Raw genomic sequence first — 18,216 nt, 5'->3', positions numbered from 1 at the left:
ATTTTTATGTTGTTGCATCTGGCGATAATGCATAGCCGCCATCCAGACGAAGTAAACTTCCTGTCATGTACGATGATTGATCACCTGCCAGAAAAAAAGCCAGATCTGCTGCTTCCTCCGCATTCCCAATTCTTCCGATAGGAATTGTATTACCAGCATGTTCTCCAATATTCTCTCCGCTGTAAAATGTTCTTTCTCCTTCCGTATCAAACCAACCCAGTGCAACCCCATTTACGCGTATATTATCTTTTGAAGTAGCGTACGCAATATGTTTTACCATGTGGTTCAGGGCGGCTTTGGAAAGTGAATACGCAAACCCGGTAGGGTTCACAAATTCGCCCTGATTGGAACTATGTATAATAAGTTTGCCGGGGATGTTTTTTGCTTTGCATGTCTGAACAAATAATTTCGCCAGATGGAAGTTGCCAAAAACATTTACAGAAAAGGTTTTCTCTAATAGTTCCCAGTTCGATTCTTCAAACTTCATTTTTTGCTGATATGCGGCATTCAATATTAATACCTCCGGGAAATTTCCGGTGTGGTTAAACATCTCCCACAGGGTATCAATTTCTATGGGGTTTCCCATGTCGGCCTTTGCCAGTGTAGCTTTACCAGGGTACTTCCGGTTAATTAGCCGCAGGGTTTCATTTGCCTTTTCATCGTCACCGGCGTAATTAATAATTACGTTGGCACCTGCTCCGGCAAAACGAAGCGCGCATGCTTTCCCAATCCCCTTTGAACCTCCGGTAACCAGTACCGTTTTGTTATTGAAATTGTCCCTATCGACTACCATAGCTGAATTATTTTTCCGGGCCATATGTCTGCATTATGCGACGACCTATGACCGCTACTTTTCATTTTCGGGCGTATTGGGCACCAGTCCCAGGCTCCATAAAAAATCCAAAGCAGCCGATTTAACATTATAATTTCTGCCCTTCATTTCATGAACAGCTTTGATCGTATTAATAAATGGTTGCTTGTTATCTACATACAGCAGGTAGTTGATTGACATCAATGACAGATCCATATTATCACTACTACTATATTTTTTCAGGTTTTCTTCTCCTGCTTTCTCTTTGAATACCTGATAGGCAATTGCGGAAGCCGTAATAGCCACCGGTGGATATTCGTCCAGTATTGCAGCTACTACAGCCGACCGGTAAGGCTTCAGATCCTTTTCGCTTTGCGACCGGAGCCCGGTCATGGCCCAATAGCGGACAATGTTATTTTTACTCTTAAGCAGGCGGATCTGTTTGCGTGTGATATCTCCTCCACGTTTTCCTGATAAGGAAGCCGCTTCATAGATCTCCTTTATGGGATAGTTTTCATCCCTTAAGCGAAATTCATAGAGGTTTGTCGTTTTTGAAATCAGGCCAAATTCATATTCCGGAAGAAACATAACATCTCTTGCCGCTAATATATCAGTAGTAAGTTGTTGTCTCATTTTCGCCAAAACAGGTTTCATCCTGGGATCGTTAACCAAATTATTGGCTTCCCATTTATCATTTTCCGTATCAAATAAATACTCCGCCGGGCGCTCCTCAAAAAGGCTTTTTTGAAAAGCATTCAGTGTATGCGCCTTTAGGTCCTTCCGCATCTGTTGCTTGATATCACCCATCTCCATATAATGGATATAGCGTACCTGTGGCATGAAAGGCATGAAGTTCCGGGAATAGATATACTTCCCGTTTGTGATGGTACGCACGAGGTCGGTCCCATTATCAGAACGATCTGAAGAAAGTAACAGATGATCAACTGGTTTCGAGCGATTATCTCCGGTCAATATTCTTCCTTTCAGATAGTCAGGTATATTTCCTCCTGCCAGGTTAATGATTGTTGGCGCAAGATCTTCGAAGTCAATCAGCTCATCAGACACTTTTCCTCCAACACCCCAGGGAGACAGATGCTCGTACATGGGCGGGAACCATGCAATAAACGGCACACGGTAGCCGAGATCGATGCCATTTGTTTTCCCTCTTGGGATCCCTTCTCCATGGTCAGCATAAAAAAAGATGATGGTGCTATCCAGCAGGTGGTTCTCTTTAAGTTTAGCTAATAACTGGCCGATCTTATTATCTGTTAACTTAATGGCGTTATAAACCCGTGCCATTTGTTTACGCATTTCCGGGCTATCCTTATAGAAAGGAGGCATGTCAAAAGCCTGTTCGCCTATACGATCTTTTACGGGCAATTCATCCAATACGTCTTTTGTATATTGTTCGTAGGAGTCGGTCATTGTGCGGGACTGATGAGAATCCATGTAATTGAAAATAGCAAAGAAAGGTTGCCCCGGTTTGCGGTTCCACCATCCTGCCTCATTGGAAAACTCATGCCACGCGTCTGCAATAAACTCTTTAGAATTACTTACATTATAGTCGCCTTTACTATTGTTAGTAGTATAGTATCCTGCCTGTTTTAAAAAATACGGGAAGCCATAGATATAGTCAGGCTTCGGATAGTTACTCCTATGATGTCCGGTACCCAGCTTAAATGTTCTGACACCAGTGATAATGGTGGAACGGCTTGGCGAGCAAACAGTACCTGTAGAAAATGCGTTTGTGAATTTCACCCCTTCGCTCGCCAGCCTGTCGATATTTGGTGTACTGGCATCTTTATTTCCATAACAGCCAATAAACTGAGGCGAGGTATCCTCTATAGTAATCCAAAGAATATTTGGTTTGGTTTGACCAAATGAAGCGATGGAGAAAAAAAGCAGTATGGAACTGAGTCTCAATTTATTTTTCATGCATAGAATTTTATTCAGAATTGTACAGACTGTTATCACACATATCATTCACTATGGAAAAGTTTCCCCTAGTCCATCTCTGTCTTTATATTTTTTGCGTAGTTGGGTAAGCTTTTTATGTAAAGCAACTCTTTCCTTTGCATATGCCGGATCATCATATATACTTTTCATTTCCTTCGGATCTTTCTCCAGGTCATACATTTCCCATTCATCCACATCGTAGTAAAAATGTATCAACTTATACCGGTCTGTACGTACACCGTAGTGTCTTTTCACGTTATGCACATTCGCCAGGTACTCATAATAGTGGTAGTAGATAGCATCCCGCCACTTCTTCACCGGTTTTCCCGCCGCCAGTTTCCGGAAGGATTCTCCTTGCATGTCACGAGGAACGGATACACCTGCGTAATCCAGGATGGATGGTGCATAATCCAGGTTTTGAACAAGGTTACTCACAACTGTACCCGGTTTTATTTCCTTGGGATATCTTATCAATAAAGGTGTGCGTAAGGATTCTTCATACATAAACCGCTTATCAAACCAACCGTGTTCTCCCAGATAAAAACCCTGATCGGAGGTATAAACCACGATTGTATTTTCTTCCAGGCCATGGGCTTTCAGATATGCCAATACCTCGCCTACGCCATCATCTACTGATTTAACACATTTGAGATAATCCCTCATATAGCGTTGATACTTCCATTTATCCAATTCAGCTCCTTCGGGGATCTTCTTCAGGAAAACAGCGTTCAGTTTATCATAAACAGCCCGCCAGTTAGCTAATTGCTGTGGGGTAAACCGTTTTATTTCGGGTAGAAAATTGGTCGTTTCACCAGTGAATGGGTCGTTTTCAAATTTAAGGTCATGACCCCAGTTCAGATACTCTGAGATCTTCATTCTTTGTGTGTGGGCGGCAGTTCCTCTTCCGGAATAGTCATCGAAAAAATTATCCGGCAGTGGAAATTCTGTATCCTCGTATAAGTTGAGGTACTTTTCTTCCGCCAGCCAGGTGCGATGGGGAGCTTTCTGTTGCAGCATCAGGCAGAATGGCTTTGAGGTATCCCGGTTTTCGAGCCAATCCAGTGCAAACTTTGTTGTTAGGGTAGTCACATATCCTTCCACTCTTTTTTTAACGCCCATCTCGTTAAAATCGGGGTTGTAGTATTCGCCTTGTCCTGGCAGCACATTCCAATAATCGAAACCCTGGGGGTCGCCATTCAGGTGCCATTTGCCAACCATAGCCGTTGTATAGCCGGCCTTTTTCAATAATTTCGCAAACGTTACCTGGTCATTATTGAAGATCGCATGTTGATTATCTGTTTTGCCACTCAGGTGATTAAATTTTCCCGTCAGCACTACTGCCCTGCTTGGTCCGCAGATAGAATTGGTTACAAAGCTTTTTGTAAACAGCGCGCCCTCTTTCGCGAGACGGTCAATATTCGGTGTTTGATTCAAGCCGCTCCCATAGGCACTGATGGCCTGGTAGGCATGATCATCGCTCATCATATAAATGATGTTGGGCTGTTTACTTTGACATTTTACAATAAATGGGCTTAGACATAAAGAAATTGTAATACCGATACAATATCCTCTCAACAATATTTTTAACAACATCGTAAACTTTTTAGCACAAAGGTTATTGAATGGCAACGCTTACGCGTTGCCAGCATATGAACAGTCAAGTAATGATATTTATAATATCCCTTTAGTATCCCGGGTTTTGGACTAAGTTTTTGTTTAAGACCAGCTCATTCAAAGGGATGGGGAACCAGATCCGGTAAGACGCCCAGTTCAATTTAAATGTCGGCACCATTTGATTATTAAACGATACTGTTTTGCCGTCACTCAAACTGTTAATGGCACTCTGATAGCGATCAAAACGCATCAGGTCAATATGTCTTAATGATTCAAAGCACAGTTCGCGTGCACGTTCATCCAGCAGCTCGGCGACGAAGTCGGCTTTTTTATAGGCGGTATTTACTGCGGTCAGGTTGGCTGCAGGAATGGCACGCTGTCTTACTGTTACGAGATCACTTGTAGCGGTAACCACGTCTCCAGTGAGATAAAATACTGCTTCCGCACGTAACAGGTATATTTCAGCGAGTCTGAGCATAGGATAATTCCCTGCCCATTTCTTTTTATCGATCTTTTTGGTGGCAGGATCTATCGCACGGAATTTTCCTGCGTAGAAGTAACCTGTTTTTATGCTCGCATCCGTCACTGCAATGGGAGCATAATACACTGCGCCATCTACGGTTTCTTTCACAGATTTATTAGTATAGGCACCTGTGAGGTTCCATCCACGACGGGTGTCATTAGCATTGTATTTGGTCCAAAGTTCTCCCAGTGGTACCTGCTGCGCTGCACCGCCGCCGTAGGTATTAACTGCGCCGGACGAAAAGAACTGGTTCTGCGAATTGAAGTAGTTACCATTGAGGGGATCCTCGCTGCTTTCTATCACAAACAGACATTCTTCCTGTTGATACGACTTGGTGGTTTCCATAAACAGGTAGCCATACTTTGCCGTCAATTTGTATCCACCACTGGTAATGATGTCATCCGTTAATGTTTTCACGTGGGTGTACGCCTCATCCGAATTAACCCAGTCAAAGCTATTTAACGGGAAATTCAGGTCAGCTCCGACACTATTCAGTTTGGAACTCCCCAGGAAGGCATATGTTCTTGCCAAAAATCCTGCTGCAGACCATTTATTAGCTCTTCCACTGATGCTGGCGCGGGGAGACAGATGCTGGTAAGCAAAATCCAGGTCTGCAATCACCTGTAAAAACACTTCCTGCAGTGGTTTACGCGGACCATCCACGTCTAATTCAGCGTTGGTCACTAACGGCACACCGCCATACATCATACCCAGGTGCATATAATAAACACCACGGAGAAAACGGGCTTCCGCAACTATTTCTTCTTTGCGTGCGTCGGGCATATTGATGCCATCCAGTTTATCCAGTAAGATATTACACCGTCCAATAGCAGCATAAAAACAGAAATAGGCTTCCTGATTCATCTCAGAGCTGCTGGACCAGCTTGCAATACCCCATGGGCCAAACTTTGCGTTATCAAGGTTAAAGCGTTTCACGGCTTCGTCTGTGCTAGCAGTCAGCATCACCGGAAGCTGATGGAAATATAGTCCACCTGCTCTCCCCTGCATCGAATTCTCATTTAGCGGGCTATAGCACCCGTTTATCGCTTTTTCAGCATCAGCAGCTGTATGGTAAAACTGTTCAGCAGATATCGTGGAATAAGGAACGCTGTCAAGGAATTTCTTACATCCACTTAACTGAACTGCTGCCAAAATAATTACTAAAGTATATTTTATAGTTTTCATGTTGCAATTCTTTAAAATTAAAAGGTAACAGTGGCGCCAAAAATAAATGTTCGCATACGTGGGAACGCCAGATTATCAAGGCCTGTCAACAGATCATTGCGCCAGTTTACTTCGGGATCATAACCTGAATAGTTCGTCCAGGTTAGCAGATTATTGCCTGTAAAATAGACTCTTGCCCTGCTGATACCTGCGCGGCTGGTGTACTTACCGGGAACATTATAAGCTACCGTTAAGCTTTTCAGGCGGAGATAGGAAGCATCTTCCACATAAAATGAAGATGGATACAGCGCTGTGGCATTACTGGTACTAAACGTTCCATATTCGTTGGTAGGGTTGTCTTCTGTCCAGCGGTTATGATAAAAATCCGTACTGATGTTCTTGTTATTATTATAGGAAGTCAGATACAGCTTAATGGTGTTCAGTACTTGTCTACCGTGCACTCCTTCTACAAAGAAGCTCAGATCGAAATTTTTATAGCTGAATGTATTGGTAATTCCGCCTGTGAATTTAGGCTGGCTCTGACTGATAATCCGCATATCACTGTCATCTACCACATTATCACCCGTCAGGTCTTTAAATTTATAGCTGCCTGGTTTCACCTTTGCACCGTTAAAGGAAACAACACCAGGTTTCAGTTCGTAGACTCTGAGCCCCGGCTCAACGGTAGGATCGCTATCACCCTGCCAGGTAAAGTCGTTCAGCTGATAGACACCATCAAGTACGTAGCCATATCCTGTACCTACTGGTTGACCAATAGTTATACGTCCCCATGTAGGAATATCGCCAGGTCCGGCAATCGGCAGACTTTCGGCACCACCCAAACTTACGACCTTGCTTCTATCGAAGGTTACGTTAAGGCTAGTATTCCAATGGAAAGATTTTGTGTCGATGTTACGGGTAGCTAAACCAAATTCAAAACCACGGTTATCAATCCTGGCAGCATTCTGCCATTGATAATTGTAGGCGGATTGTGATGGCAGCACCCTTTTAACCAACATATTTTTAACCTGACGGACGTAGTAGTCAGCTGTCAATTCAATTCTTCCTTTTGCCATTGCCATATCCAGGCCAGCATTGTACTGCGTACTCTCCTCCCATTTCAGGTCTGGATTGCCGGGATTCACGATGGCCTGTCCGAATTGTGCCTTACCACCGGTAGCATAATAGGAGTTTTCCAGAAGTGGGAGATAACTATAGGCAGGGATGCCCTCATTACCCGTGACACCATAACTCAGCCGTGCTTTCAGGTTATCGAAAAGACGCTGATTCTTCATGAAACCTTCTTCCGTAACTCTCCAACCAATCGCTGCACTGGGGAAATATCCCCATTTGTTGTTTTTACCAAATTTATCCGAACCATCTGCACGGAAAGTAGCCGTCAGCAAATACCTGTTCATCAAAGAATAATTCGCCCTGGTGATATAAGACAAGCGGTTATTTTTCCAGCGGTTTGATTTGATACTATTGACCAACTGCGCTTTGGATATATCATTTATACCCACACTCTGATCCGGAAAATCCTGTGCACTCAGATTGTTGCTCTGGAAATTATATGAACTCATCTCAAAGGCGCCCATCACATCCAGGTTATGATTGGCATTAAATCTTTTACGATAGCTAAGTTGGCTGGTATTTGTCCAGTTATAGGAATTAATATCCTGCAAAAACGCCTTACCATTGGCACTTACACCAGGCGTAGTATTGGAGCCGTAGAACTCTTTACCTTTTGAATTAGATAAGGTACCCCCACCGGTGATATTCAGTGTAAGTTCTTTGTTGATCTTGTAAGTAGCGTAAGCGTTCAGGAGGGTTTTACTGGTGGTTACATTCTTATATGCTTTCACAATATCATTAAACGGCGAAACGTAATCTTCATAACCATTATTGGCATCCTCCACCGTATATATTTCCACAGGACGGGAAAAAAGAATCCGGTCTGTTACCCCGGAGAAGGAGCCACCACTATTCGTAGCACCATTCAGGGATGAAATAGAGGTATTTACATTGACGCCTACTTTAAATGCTTCATTTACGTTGTGATCCAGTCTTAACCGGGCACCATACCGGTCATTCGTATTAATGCGAATCACCGACTGATCTCTCAGATAATTGAGGCTGGCGGAAAAGAGCGTTGTTTTGCTTCCACCGCTAAGCGATACCGTATGATTTTGTGATAAAGAGTTCTGGTATATTTCATCCTGCCAGTTATGCCCCTGTACATCGACAATACCATCTTTATCCACATCCATTTTTGACACCAGCGAATCGGTTAGTCCAAATTTTGTTTTCCGGAACTCATAATATTCCTGGACACCCAAAACGTCTAACTTCTTGCTGATCTGACCTATACTGAGGTTTCCATCATAGCTAATAACCGTTTTGCCGGCCTTTCCCGATTTGGTGGTAACCAGTACCACGCCGTTCGCGCCTCTTGACCCGTAGATAGCAGTAGCAGAAGCATCCTTCAATACTTCAATAGACTCGATGTCTGCCGGGTTAATATTACCCAGCGGATTGGGGGTGGTCGAAGTTCCCAGCGAAGAACCCGCAATCTCACTTGAGTTCAGGTCTATCGCAATACCATCTATCACAAACAGGGGTGTGGACGACCCATTCAGGGAAGTAGCACCGCGTACCCTGATATTGAAGCCTGATCCTAGCTCACCTGACTGCGAGCTGATTTGCACGCCAGCCATTTTTCCCTGGAGGGCGCTCAGTACATCCGTTTGTTTGTTATCGTTTAATGATTCCGTTGTCAGTCCACCGATAGCACCAGTGATATCCGACCGTTTCTGGGTTCCATATCCTACCACCACCACATCATTCAGGCCGGTAATATCCTCCTCCAGTGTGACATTAATGTCAGTCAGTTTATCAACTTTTACGGTTTTCATTTGATATCCCAGACTGGAAATCCCTAATACATCATTTCCGTCGGCTACCGTTAGTCTAAACCGCCCGTCGCTATCTGTAGTCGTTCCTTTTTTAGTACCGACTATCACTACAGATACACCCTGTAAAGGATTGCCCGCCTTATTGACGACTCTCCCGGTAATATCAATGGGAGGAGCTACCGCACTGGCCCCGGTAATATTTAAAAGAATATCAGATATATATGCTTTTTTCAAGCGGATTACGATCGTATTCTTAACAATGGCATAAGTAAGTTGCTGACCTTTCAGACAAGCTGTCAAAGCCTGATCAATCGTCGCGTTCTTAACGGTAATATCGATCGGTGAGGTCTTCTGTATCAGCCCCTTATCATAAAAAAACATGAACCCGGTCTGCTGCTCAATAGCTTTGAATACTTCCAGTAAAGGAACATTCTTTTTAACGATGGTAACCTTTTGCGCATAACTATTCGCGCTAACCTTGAATATGAAAAATAACAGTAATACAGTTGTTAACTTCATAATCATCCATATTTTGGCTCGTGATGATTTGGTACCGTTTTTGTTTTGGTACCCTACAGGTAAAAACATAATTTTGGTTAGATTTAGGGTGATAAAATTTGTTTAACAGACGACTTTTGACCCATCGGCCAGCGATGCTCGTAACATTGCTGGTCTTTTTTTTGAACGGCATTCCACGCAAGCATATGTGATCTACATATGTTGCGAAACACAGACAATTAAACTAAATACCTGTTTTAAATAGTGAATAATACGTGGTGCTAGTGTACAAATATAGTTTTACCTTCTACTGTAAATTTAACATTGCTCAGTTCTAATATTTTTAACACATCTGACAATTGCGCATCTCTGCTTATTTTTCCTTCAAACACATGTTCCGGTACTTTACCGGTATAAACTACATCTACATCATACCAGCGGCTGATCTGGCTCATGATAATTGAAATATCCACTCCGTCAAACTCGAACAATCCATTCTTCCATGCGACCACTTCGTCCATATTAACCGCTCTTATTTCCGCCCTATCGCTTTTCTTACGCAGGACTGCCTGCTCACCCGGTTTCAATAAATCAGATATTTTGCCTTTGGTTATTTTTACGCTTCCCTCGATCAGGCTCGTTTTTATGGCATCGTCGTCCATATAAGCATTGACGTTGAAATGCGTGCCCAACACATTTATCGACATATCGCCTACCTTTACCTGGAACGGCTTTTCTTTATTTTTCGCGATTTCAAAGTACGCCTCTCCTGTTAACTCCACCTCCCGTTTACGACCGGCAAAAACGGTGGGGAAACGTAATGAGGACGCTGCATTCAACCAAACCTTGCTACCGTCAGGTAATACCACTTTGAACTCTCCGCCACGGGGCGTTGCAAGCGTATTAAAAGAAACCGGCGCGACAGCAGCAGTCGACGCAGGTGCAGTATAAATTAATACACCATTCTGTTTGGTAACTTTTGCACTTCCTTCCCCGAAACTCCCGTTTTGAACGCTATCCAATACAACAGTACTGCCATCGGCCATTGTGAGTAACGCGTGATCCCCTCCCGGCCCAACCGATGAATTGCTTTCAGTTATTGAAGCAATATTAGTTCCGGCTTCATTTTTATCTTTTTGTAGCGTACTCCATAAAATGCCTCCTGCAATTAACAGCAAAGCTGCTGCCGCCACCTGCATCCATGGCCTCAAAATGGCTTTTCCCCCTTTAACGGGAACCAGGCGGCTTTTATCCTTTTGCAGGATATTTTGTAAAATAGAAGCTGCCACATGATTATCCATATGTACTTCAGTGTCAGCAGTTTCTACAAATTCCTTTACCAATGTCCGGATTTCAGCTTCATTTTCAGACCGGTCCAATAATTCCATAAACGCCTTCTCCTCTTCAATGGTGCAACTACGATGAACATAACAGTTGAACAGATATTCTAAACGTGATACAGCCATAAAGCAGGTTAATATTAAAAATTGTTTTCTTCTAACAACTATCCTTATATAGGAGAGTACGTATCGTACCGCGTTGGGTGGGGTGGAAGAAAAATAAAATTTCGCAGGCTGAACTCCAAGTAGCATTCTTATGTTGTCCACTGCCTTATATCCTGCCACCAACATCCTTTCCACCTATCTTAATAAATTATTTTCCTAACTAAGTGTAAAACAAACTTCTTTTTTTGCCAAAAGATCGGTTCCATCGGCTATCTGAATAAAAAATTCTATCTTGTTATCTACTTCAAAACTCCGTAAAAATTAAAATGGCAAGAAGCAATTCATTTCTTAGTGAGCTATCCAACGAGGAAATTTCCGGTGTAGCCTATAAGAACCTGCAGTTAAAAAAAGGGATCCTCTCCTATTTTGCCAACCAGGGCAGTACCACTATTGCTGACCTGAGCAAGACCCTAAATATCAGTTCACCTAAAATAGCCGAGCTTATCAACGAATTGATAGAGGCCGAACTGGTAAAGGATCACGGCAAAACGGAATCCGCTATAGGACGCCGGCCCAACTTATACGGACTGGAATCCGATTCCCTGTTTTTCCTCGGCGTGGAAGTAAAAAACAATCATATCAATATAGGGCTCCTTAACTTCCAGAAAGACCTGGTCAGGTTTCAGGAAAAAATCCCCTATGAACTTAACAACACGGCCGCCTCACTGGATCAACTATGCCATCTCATTAATAAATTTATTAAGGAACTAAAAGGGTCGTCCAAAAAAATATTCGGGATCTGTATCAACCTTTCCGGCCGTATCAACTATAAAACCGGCTACAGCTACAGCTACTTCTATTTTAATGAGGAACCCCTCACAAAGATCTTCGAAGGAAAACTGGGGATAAAAACCTATATAGAAAATGACTCCCGGGCAATGGCCTATGGCGAATTTTGTAGTGGCGTTGTAAAGGACGAAAAAGATGTGATCTTCATCAATGTCGATTACGGGATAGCCCTTGGCGTTATGATCAACGGAGAACTCTACTATGGAAAATCAGGATTTGCCGGTGAGTTCGGACACATCCCTTTTTTCAATAACGAAATCATTTGTCATTGCGGCAAGAAAGGCTGCCTGGAAACAGAAACATCCGGAAAGGCACTTGTCAAAGAATTTAAGCGGCGACTCAGTCACGGCGCCACGTCTATCGTATCCAAAAACATCCCTGATATCAACGACGTAACCATGGAAGATATTCTGGAAGCCGCCAACAACGATGATACACTCGCTATAGAATTAATTGCGGAAATAGGGGAGAAACTAGGGAAAGGGATTGCGATCCTGATCAACCTCTACAATCCGGAGCTGATCATCCTCGGAGGCGCCTTATCTTCCACCGGAGAGTGTATCTTTCTTCCCCTCAGAAGCGCTATCAATAAATATTCACTCAGCCTGGTCAATAATGACACCTTGTATAAGTTATCCAAACTGGGTAATAAAGCGGGTGTAATAGGCGCTTCTATGCTGGCGCGCAATAAATTATTTAATATATAATTTGCTAAAGTGAATAAATTCTCTTTACATTTGCACTCGCTGAATAAAACGGATCAGTAGTTCAGTTGGTTAGAACGCCGCCCTGTCACGGCGGAGGTCGCGAGTTCGAGTCTCGTCTGGTCCGCCTCACGGTACAAGTCGATAACGCTATCGCTTGTACCGTTTTTTTTATCCCCGCATTTCTTTCGGCAATACACCAAACCATTTTATTAACACCTTTGGCGCAGGTTTTCTGAAATAGCTATTCAAAAATTATTTTCCAGAAGGAGGAAGACCCTCTTTCACACACCGGAAACCTAAGTTATTGGAACCGCTACTCACTTCCCCTTTACCTCTGCTGCCTGGTTTATAACGGATACAGTACTGGTCGCTGCAAAGAAAGGAACCACCCCGCTGCACACGTTTGATGGCATCGGGCTCATCAGGATCATAGCTGTCTGATGGTCCTTGCGGGCTTTTTACCGGACTATTCTTATAATAATCGGGCCTATAGTAATCGTTGCACCACTCCCATACATTACCGTCCATATCATACAATCCATATCCGTTTGGCGGAAAAGATTTTACCGGGGCAACCCCGATAAAACCGTCCTCTCCTGTATTCTTATCAGGAAAGTTTCCCTGGTAAATATTAGCCATCCATACTCCACCTGGCTTTAACACGGAACCCCAATAGTATTTCTGATCCTGATTTCCACCTTGAGCTGCATATTCCCATTCCGCCTCCGTAGGGAGACGCTTGCCCGCCCATTTAGCGTAAGCCATGGCATCTTCATAGCATACATGTACAACAGGATTGTTTTGTTGACCGTTAATGGTGCTACCCGGCCCTTCTGGGTGCCTCCAACTTGCCCCGTGTATATACTGCCACCATTGCAACGGATCATCAAGGGAAACGGCCTGAGAAGGCGGGACAAATACAACCGAACCTTCCACCAGGCTTTCAATCGGCACACCTGGAAAGTCAGCAGGATTCAAAGGTCTCTCTGCTACCGTGATATAATTTGTTGCGTTCACAAATTTTTCAAATTCACCATTCGTTACTTCATGTTCATCCATCCAAAAACCTTCCAACACCACCGTATGAACCGGCCTCGTATCCAAAAAAGCAGGATCGTCCGCGCCCATTCGGAATGATCCAGCCGGAATCCAAACCATAGATAAAGTATCTGAAGGCACCGAACCTTCAGCGCTGTTAGATTTCCCCTGTGAAGAAACGGTATCAGCTGTTGCACTTACATTTCGCTCTGCAAGGTTTCCGATACAACCGCCAAGTACCGGTAACAGTATTATAGAGAGATAAAAAAATTTCGTCATCATTAATTATTTGCTTTGCTTATTTGAAGAAGGAGAAGCATCTTCACCACGCTTTATTTCAGAAGGGAACGAAGCGGAAGGCGAGCCGTACTCGTTCCTCAAATTTTGCTGCGACCCAGCATCCGGGTATAGCGGAATATACATTCCACCGGAGTTTTTCAATTGTTCAAAAAGCTCTTTATTCATTTGATTGACAATTTTCTGGTGCTCTTTATCATGAATCAGATTTTTAGCCTCAAGGGGATCCGTCTGTAAATCATAAAGTTCGTCGGTATCCCATATTCCTGTATAATGAATATACTTATAACGATTTCCTCTTAGTGCGTGTATAGTAGGCGTCTGCGGGAAATTACGCTCCCAGTAATATTCATACAGCAATCCGTCCCTCCAGGGCTGCTGCTCACCTTTTAGAAACGGTAAAAAACTCTTCCCATCCATATAATCCGGTGCTTTCAGCCCCGCCACATTCAAAATAGTCGGCGCTATGTCAATGTTAGCAACCACTTCTGTTACAACGGTACCCGGTTTAATTAATTCCGGACAATAAGCCAGCATTGGAACCCGCATCGAGGCTTCGTAGGCGGTTCGCTTATCAATAAGACCGTGTTCTCCGAATTGAAAACCATTATCACCCATATAAATAATCAAGGTGGACTCCAACAAACCCTGTTCTTTCAGGTAATCCATTACACGTCCTACAGATCGATCCACGCCGTAAAGGGTTTCCGCGTATTGTTTATAATATTCTCCGATATTCAAACTGCTATGATACGGGAACTCAACACCATGCCAGGAATTTCTTTGATTTTGCAACCACATCGGGGCTCCCTGGTGTGTTCCGATCTCCATCGTAAAAGGTGGTTGAAAACTATAATCTTTAAACATGTCTTTGTCGCGATCAGCCGGAATAAAACCAGCGTGTACGCCCTTATGCGACAGATACAACATAAAAGGTTTATTCTTTTTATGGTGCTTAAGGAAATCCAGCGCATAATCCGTTAGCTCGTCCGTAATATATCCTTTCTGTACCACATGCTTTCCATTCACGTTAAACCCATTCTTTTCGGGCAAATACGATCCCTGTCCTTTAAAAGAAACCCAATAATCAAAGCCTCTCTGTGGATCGTCAAAATTGCCTCCCATATGCCATTTACCGATCATGGCTGTTTCATAGCCAACCTGCTGCAGGTACTGCGAATAAAAAACCAAATCCTTTGATACCGGATTATTATTATCCACCACCTGATGTTTGTGCGCATAAAGTCCTGTAAGAATAGAAGCCCGCGAAGGTGAGCACAAAGAAGTGGTCACGAAAGCATTAGGCAAATAAGCCCCTCCCTGTGCAAGCCGATCCAGATTCGGCGTCTTAATAAAAGATTGTGCCTTCAAAAATCCCAAAGCATCATAACGATGATCATCTGTTAGTATAAAGACAACGTTCCGGGGCTTACCTTCCGAAGCCTTAGCGAGCTTTAATGAACCACCCACCTGTTTCACTACGGCGTTCTGGGCTACAACAAAACAAGCGTTAACAAACAGCAAAACAATGACGTTTATAAAAGTCAGTCCATATTTTGAATGTTTTTTCATATCTAGTATTCCAATTTTAATTTTTTAAATGATTTATAACCCGCACCGGTATTTAGTTATTCAGTCATTTTTATTCGGCCCTTTTGTACATCCTGTAAGATTAATAAGTTCCTGCGACAATTACTAATCATTTTCAGTTTTTTGCCAGGGAACACTTCCTCCTTTTTGGATTTGTTTCATCAGCAGGTGCTGTAACGATCTGTGTTGATCAACCTGAGAAGTGATAAGATTGTGTTTTTCCAATGGATCGTCTGAAAGATGATAAAGTTCATAAGGACCGTACGGGGTATTTTGGAGCAGTTTCCAATTATCAGCAATAACCGCTTGTATGGTTTGCCCACCATATTGGCGGTTTCCTTCTCTGCGAATAAAAAAAACCGGACGTTCGGCAAGTTTTTCAGAAGGCTTTTTCAGTATCGGAAGCAGGCTCTGTCCATCAATGCTGTGGTTGATGCTGGCGCCGGTAATTTCGCTGATGGTAGGATAGATATCCATTGTAAGTGCCAGCTGTGTGCTCACAGCACCTGCTTTTATTTCGTTTGCCCAAACAAGAAATGCAGGCACCCTGATACCACCTTCATACATACTACCTTTTCCTCCTCTTAATGCGCCGTTGTTCGCTTCCACAGACAATTCCCCACCATTATCACTTAAAAAAACAATCAAGGTATTTTCATATAATCCCCGCTCTTTTAAGGCCTGGATAACTTTCCCTACCCCATCATCCAAATGCTCAATCAAAGCAACCAGTTTCGCCCTTTTTTCGGATATATGCGGCTCTCGTACTTTTACTTTTGCCAGCCATTCAGCCGGAGGCTGTATGGGAGTATGTGGGGCGTTATACGCCAGGTATAGGAAAAAAGGATCCTGACTTTTACTTTGTTTATGAATATAATCAACCGCCCATTCCGTGAAGATATCAGTAGCATGCCCCTTTGGATTTACCACCTGCTGATTTTCACGCATGAAATTTTTCCCATGACGAAGATGGGTCGAGTAATCTTCCATCATATCATCCAGAAATCCATGAAAAAAATCAAACCCCTTTTCATTAGGCGTATTAGGCGTTTCAAGCCCTAAATTCCATTTACCGATGATCGCCGTGTGGTAGTGCTCCTGCTTTAATAGTTTAGGGAGCAGCATGGCATCCGGCATAAGAAATCCAAAATTATCATCCGCCCTGTATCTCACCAACCCGGGAACACCCACCATTTCCGGGTAACGACCACTTAACAAAGCGGCTCTGGTGGGGGAACACACGGGGGAATTCGCATAAAAATTATCGAAACGGATCCCTGCTTTACAAAGATTGTCAATATTCGGTGTTCGGATATCCGGTGTTCCGTAATACGAAACATCATGGTACCCCAGGTCGTCAGTTAAGATAACGAGGATGTTAGGCTTTTTTTTTGTTGGGCAAAAGTGCAAAAAGATGCCACGAACAATAAATGAAGTAAGATGATTGTACTTTTCATTTTTTAATCATTTATAATTTAATATCAGTTTGAAAACATGTCTACATCTTCCATTTTAATTGCTAAATGATGTAACCACATTTTCTAACTTTACCGGCTGTGATATAACATCCGGAAAATAGTTGATACTATCAAGCCGAACACTATTACCAGCCACTAAATGCAATACCGGGGATTTGAAATAGTGTTCAAATGTGACATTACGCAATGCAAGACTATCAAAATTCATTACATGGAAGAAAGCGGACGAAACGGTTTTTCTATTACCTTCAAAAATTAATTCATAATTCTTTGCTCCCTCCCGGAATGAAAAGTTTGCGTTTCGAATAGTCATCCGCAGACTTTTATTTTGGTCACCATTAATGCTGAAAGACCGCAGCATCTCTGTAGCCTTTATATTCTCAAAAACGATGTTGGTGACAGGTTGTCCGTTTTGCCACAGCCCATTTTCATAATTATAATAATAAAGACAATCTCCGTGGTTAATCGTCACGTCTTTAATAAGCCAGTTGCCGCTTGGCTGTTTTGAATGATCATCTTTTGGCGAAAAATGCACAAAAGCAGCCAGCATTTCTGTTCTCTGACTAACCCGGTGTGGATACTCACCCGGGCCCCATATCGAGCAATTTTTAACTGTAAAATTCAAGCACCCAAATCTGAAAGCGTTGGATGAAGTATTGATTTTGCAGTCGTACACCAAAAAATCAATGTTATCATTTCCAGCAAATGCATCGTCTCCGGTTCGAAAATCACATCCCGAAACTGTAAAATTTTTACAAAACCTTGTATGAAGCCCATCATATCCACCTCTTATTGAAACCTGCTTAATCGTTGCGTCACTACAATTTCTGCAATTTATCGTCCAGTTTGCTGCATTGATGATGGTTATCCCCTGAATAACAATATTGCTACAGTTTGTAAGTCTTATACCATGGGGTCCACGGAAACTGTTCTCTCCTTTGGGATTGAAGCAATCGGATCCATCAATAAGTCCTTCTCCCTCAATCCTGATATTAACCAGGTTGTCTCCCGAAATCAGACTATTACTCCATTCTCCTTTGCCATAGTCGAGATAATTATTACTACCCTGCAACACCGATCCTTTTTCTAACCGTAACGTAACATTACTCTTTAGTTGTAATGCCCCGGTTAAATATCTGCCCTTCAAAAAACGGACAACTCCTCCCCCTGCAGCTGCACAGGAGTCAATAGACTGCTGTATTTTTGCGGTTACCAGGCCGCCTTCATTAGCTGGTACATTAACAATTAACAGGGCGTTGGTTTGCGATTGTATTGAAGAAGCCACAAACAGGCAGCAAAATAAAAATAAAAACATCTTCTTCATAAATAAG

The 18,216-nt window shown here is 42.9% G+C and carries 11 protein-coding genes and 1 tRNA gene; 2 read left to right on the top strand and 10 right to left on the bottom strand.

Annotated elements, in window-relative coordinates; all coding sequences use genetic code 11:
• Positions 1-4: 4 nt before the first annotated feature.
• From ABQ275_RS02650 to ABQ275_RS02625, 6 genes are all read right to left on the bottom strand, one after another.
• Positions 5-793: an SDR family oxidoreductase gene (locus tag ABQ275_RS02650; protein ID WP_349316720.1), complete on the bottom strand. Its 789-nt coding sequence runs from the start codon at positions 791-793 to the stop codon at positions 5-7.
• Between the two features lie 54 nt (positions 794-847).
• The gene (locus ABQ275_RS02645) at positions 848-2,746 is read right to left on the bottom strand and encodes a sulfatase (protein WP_349316719.1); all 1,899 of its coding nucleotides are present in this window, start codon (positions 2,744-2,746) and stop codon (positions 848-850) included.
• Positions 2,747-2,797: 51 nt separating this feature from the next.
• Positions 2,798-4,252, bottom strand: coding sequence for a sulfatase (locus tag ABQ275_RS02640; RefSeq protein WP_349316718.1), 1,455 nt, complete (start codon positions 4,250-4,252; stop codon positions 2,798-2,800).
• A 199-nt stretch (positions 4,253-4,451) separates the two neighbouring features.
• On the bottom strand, positions 4,452-6,089 hold the full coding sequence (locus ABQ275_RS02635; protein ID WP_349316717.1) for a RagB/SusD family nutrient uptake outer membrane protein: 1,638 nt from the start codon (positions 6,087-6,089) through the stop codon (positions 4,452-4,454).
• 17 nt (positions 6,090-6,106) lie between these two features.
• The gene (locus tag ABQ275_RS02630; RefSeq protein ID WP_349316716.1) at positions 6,107-9,502 is read right to left on the bottom strand and encodes a TonB-dependent receptor; all 3,396 of its coding nucleotides are present in this window, start codon (positions 9,500-9,502) and stop codon (positions 6,107-6,109) included.
• Positions 9,503-9,762: 260 nt separating this feature from the next.
• Positions 9,763-11,112 carry a FecR family protein gene (locus ABQ275_RS02625; RefSeq protein ID WP_349318814.1) on the bottom strand — a complete coding sequence of 450 codons (1,350 nt, stop codon included), beginning with the start codon at positions 11,110-11,112 and terminating at the stop codon, positions 9,763-9,765.
• Positions 11,113-11,252: 140 nt separating this feature from the next.
• Here ABQ275_RS02625 and ABQ275_RS02620 point away from each other — a divergent pair, with 140 nt between their 5' ends.
• A complete protein-coding gene (locus tag ABQ275_RS02620; RefSeq protein ID WP_349316715.1) occupies positions 11,253-12,482 on the top strand; it encodes an ROK family transcriptional regulator in 1,230 nt (409 codons plus the stop codon).
• Between the two features lie 50 nt (positions 12,483-12,532).
• Positions 12,533-12,606 (top strand) — tRNA-Asp (locus ABQ275_RS02615).
• A 128-nt stretch (positions 12,607-12,734) separates the two neighbouring features.
• On the opposite strand, the gene ABQ275_RS02610 is transcribed toward ABQ275_RS02615, so the two are convergent.
• The 4 genes from ABQ275_RS02610 to ABQ275_RS02595 form a co-directional block, all read right to left on the bottom strand.
• Entirely contained in the window at positions 12,735-13,802 is a 1,068-nt protein-coding gene (locus ABQ275_RS02610) for a formylglycine-generating enzyme family protein (RefSeq protein WP_349316714.1), read from the bottom strand.
• A 3-nt stretch (positions 13,803-13,805) separates the two neighbouring features.
• The gene (locus ABQ275_RS02605; protein ID WP_349316713.1) at positions 13,806-15,389 is read right to left on the bottom strand and encodes a sulfatase; all 1,584 of its coding nucleotides are present in this window, start codon (positions 15,387-15,389) and stop codon (positions 13,806-13,808) included.
• A gap of 123 nt (positions 15,390-15,512) precedes the next feature.
• Positions 15,513-16,817, bottom strand: coding sequence for a sulfatase-like hydrolase/transferase (locus tag ABQ275_RS02600; protein WP_349316712.1), 1,305 nt, complete (start codon positions 16,815-16,817; stop codon positions 15,513-15,515).
• A 102-nt stretch (positions 16,818-16,919) separates the two neighbouring features.
• Complete coding sequence (locus ABQ275_RS02595) at positions 16,920-18,209, bottom strand: glycosyl hydrolase family 28 protein (RefSeq protein ID WP_349316711.1); 1,290 nt, start codon at positions 18,207-18,209, stop codon at positions 16,920-16,922.
• Between the last annotated feature and the right edge of the window lie 7 nt (positions 18,210-18,216).

The organism is Chitinophaga sp. MM2321, assembly GCF_964033635.1.
In the GTDB taxonomy this organism is placed as follows: domain Bacteria; phylum Bacteroidota; class Bacteroidia; order Chitinophagales; family Chitinophagaceae; genus Chitinophaga.
Note: the sequence above shows the minus strand (reverse complement) of the source record. Positions and strands in the feature narration are given on the sequence as shown.

What these genes read in the sequence shown, in the direction of transcription:
- ABQ275_RS02645 (WP_349316719.1), bottom strand. Translation starts at nt 2,746, where the DNA reads ATGAAAAATAAATTGAGACTCAGTTCCATACTGCTTTTTTTCTCCATC.
- ABQ275_RS02625 (WP_349318814.1), bottom strand. Translation starts at nt 11,112, where the DNA reads ATGTTGGTGGCAGGATATAAGGCAGTGGACAACATAAGAATGCTACTT.
- ABQ275_RS02610 (WP_349316714.1), bottom strand. Translation starts at nt 13,802, where the DNA reads ATGATGACGAAATTTTTTTATCTCTCTATAATACTGTTACCGGTACTT.
- ABQ275_RS02595 (WP_349316711.1), bottom strand. Translation starts at nt 18,209, where the DNA reads ATGAAGAAGATGTTTTTATTTTTATTTTGCTGCCTGTTTGTGGCTTCT.
- ABQ275_RS02605 (WP_349316713.1), bottom strand. Translation starts at nt 15,389, where the DNA reads ATGAAAAAACATTCAAAATATGGACTGACTTTTATAAACGTCATTGTT.
- ABQ275_RS02650 (WP_349316720.1), bottom strand. Translation starts at nt 793, where the DNA reads ATGGTAGTCGATAGGGACAATTTCAATAACAAAACGGTACTGGTTACC.
- ABQ275_RS02620 (WP_349316715.1), top strand. Translation starts at nt 11,253, where the DNA reads ATGGCAAGAAGCAATTCATTTCTTAGTGAGCTATCCAACGAGGAAATT.
- ABQ275_RS02640 (WP_349316718.1), bottom strand. Translation starts at nt 4,252, where the DNA reads ATGATGAGCGATGATCATGCCTACCAGGCCATCAGTGCCTATGGGAGC.
- ABQ275_RS02635 (WP_349316717.1), bottom strand. Translation starts at nt 6,089, where the DNA reads ATGAAAACTATAAAATATACTTTAGTAATTATTTTGGCAGCAGTTCAG.
- ABQ275_RS02630 (WP_349316716.1), bottom strand. Translation starts at nt 9,502, where the DNA reads ATGAAGTTAACAACTGTATTACTGTTATTTTTCATATTCAAGGTTAGC.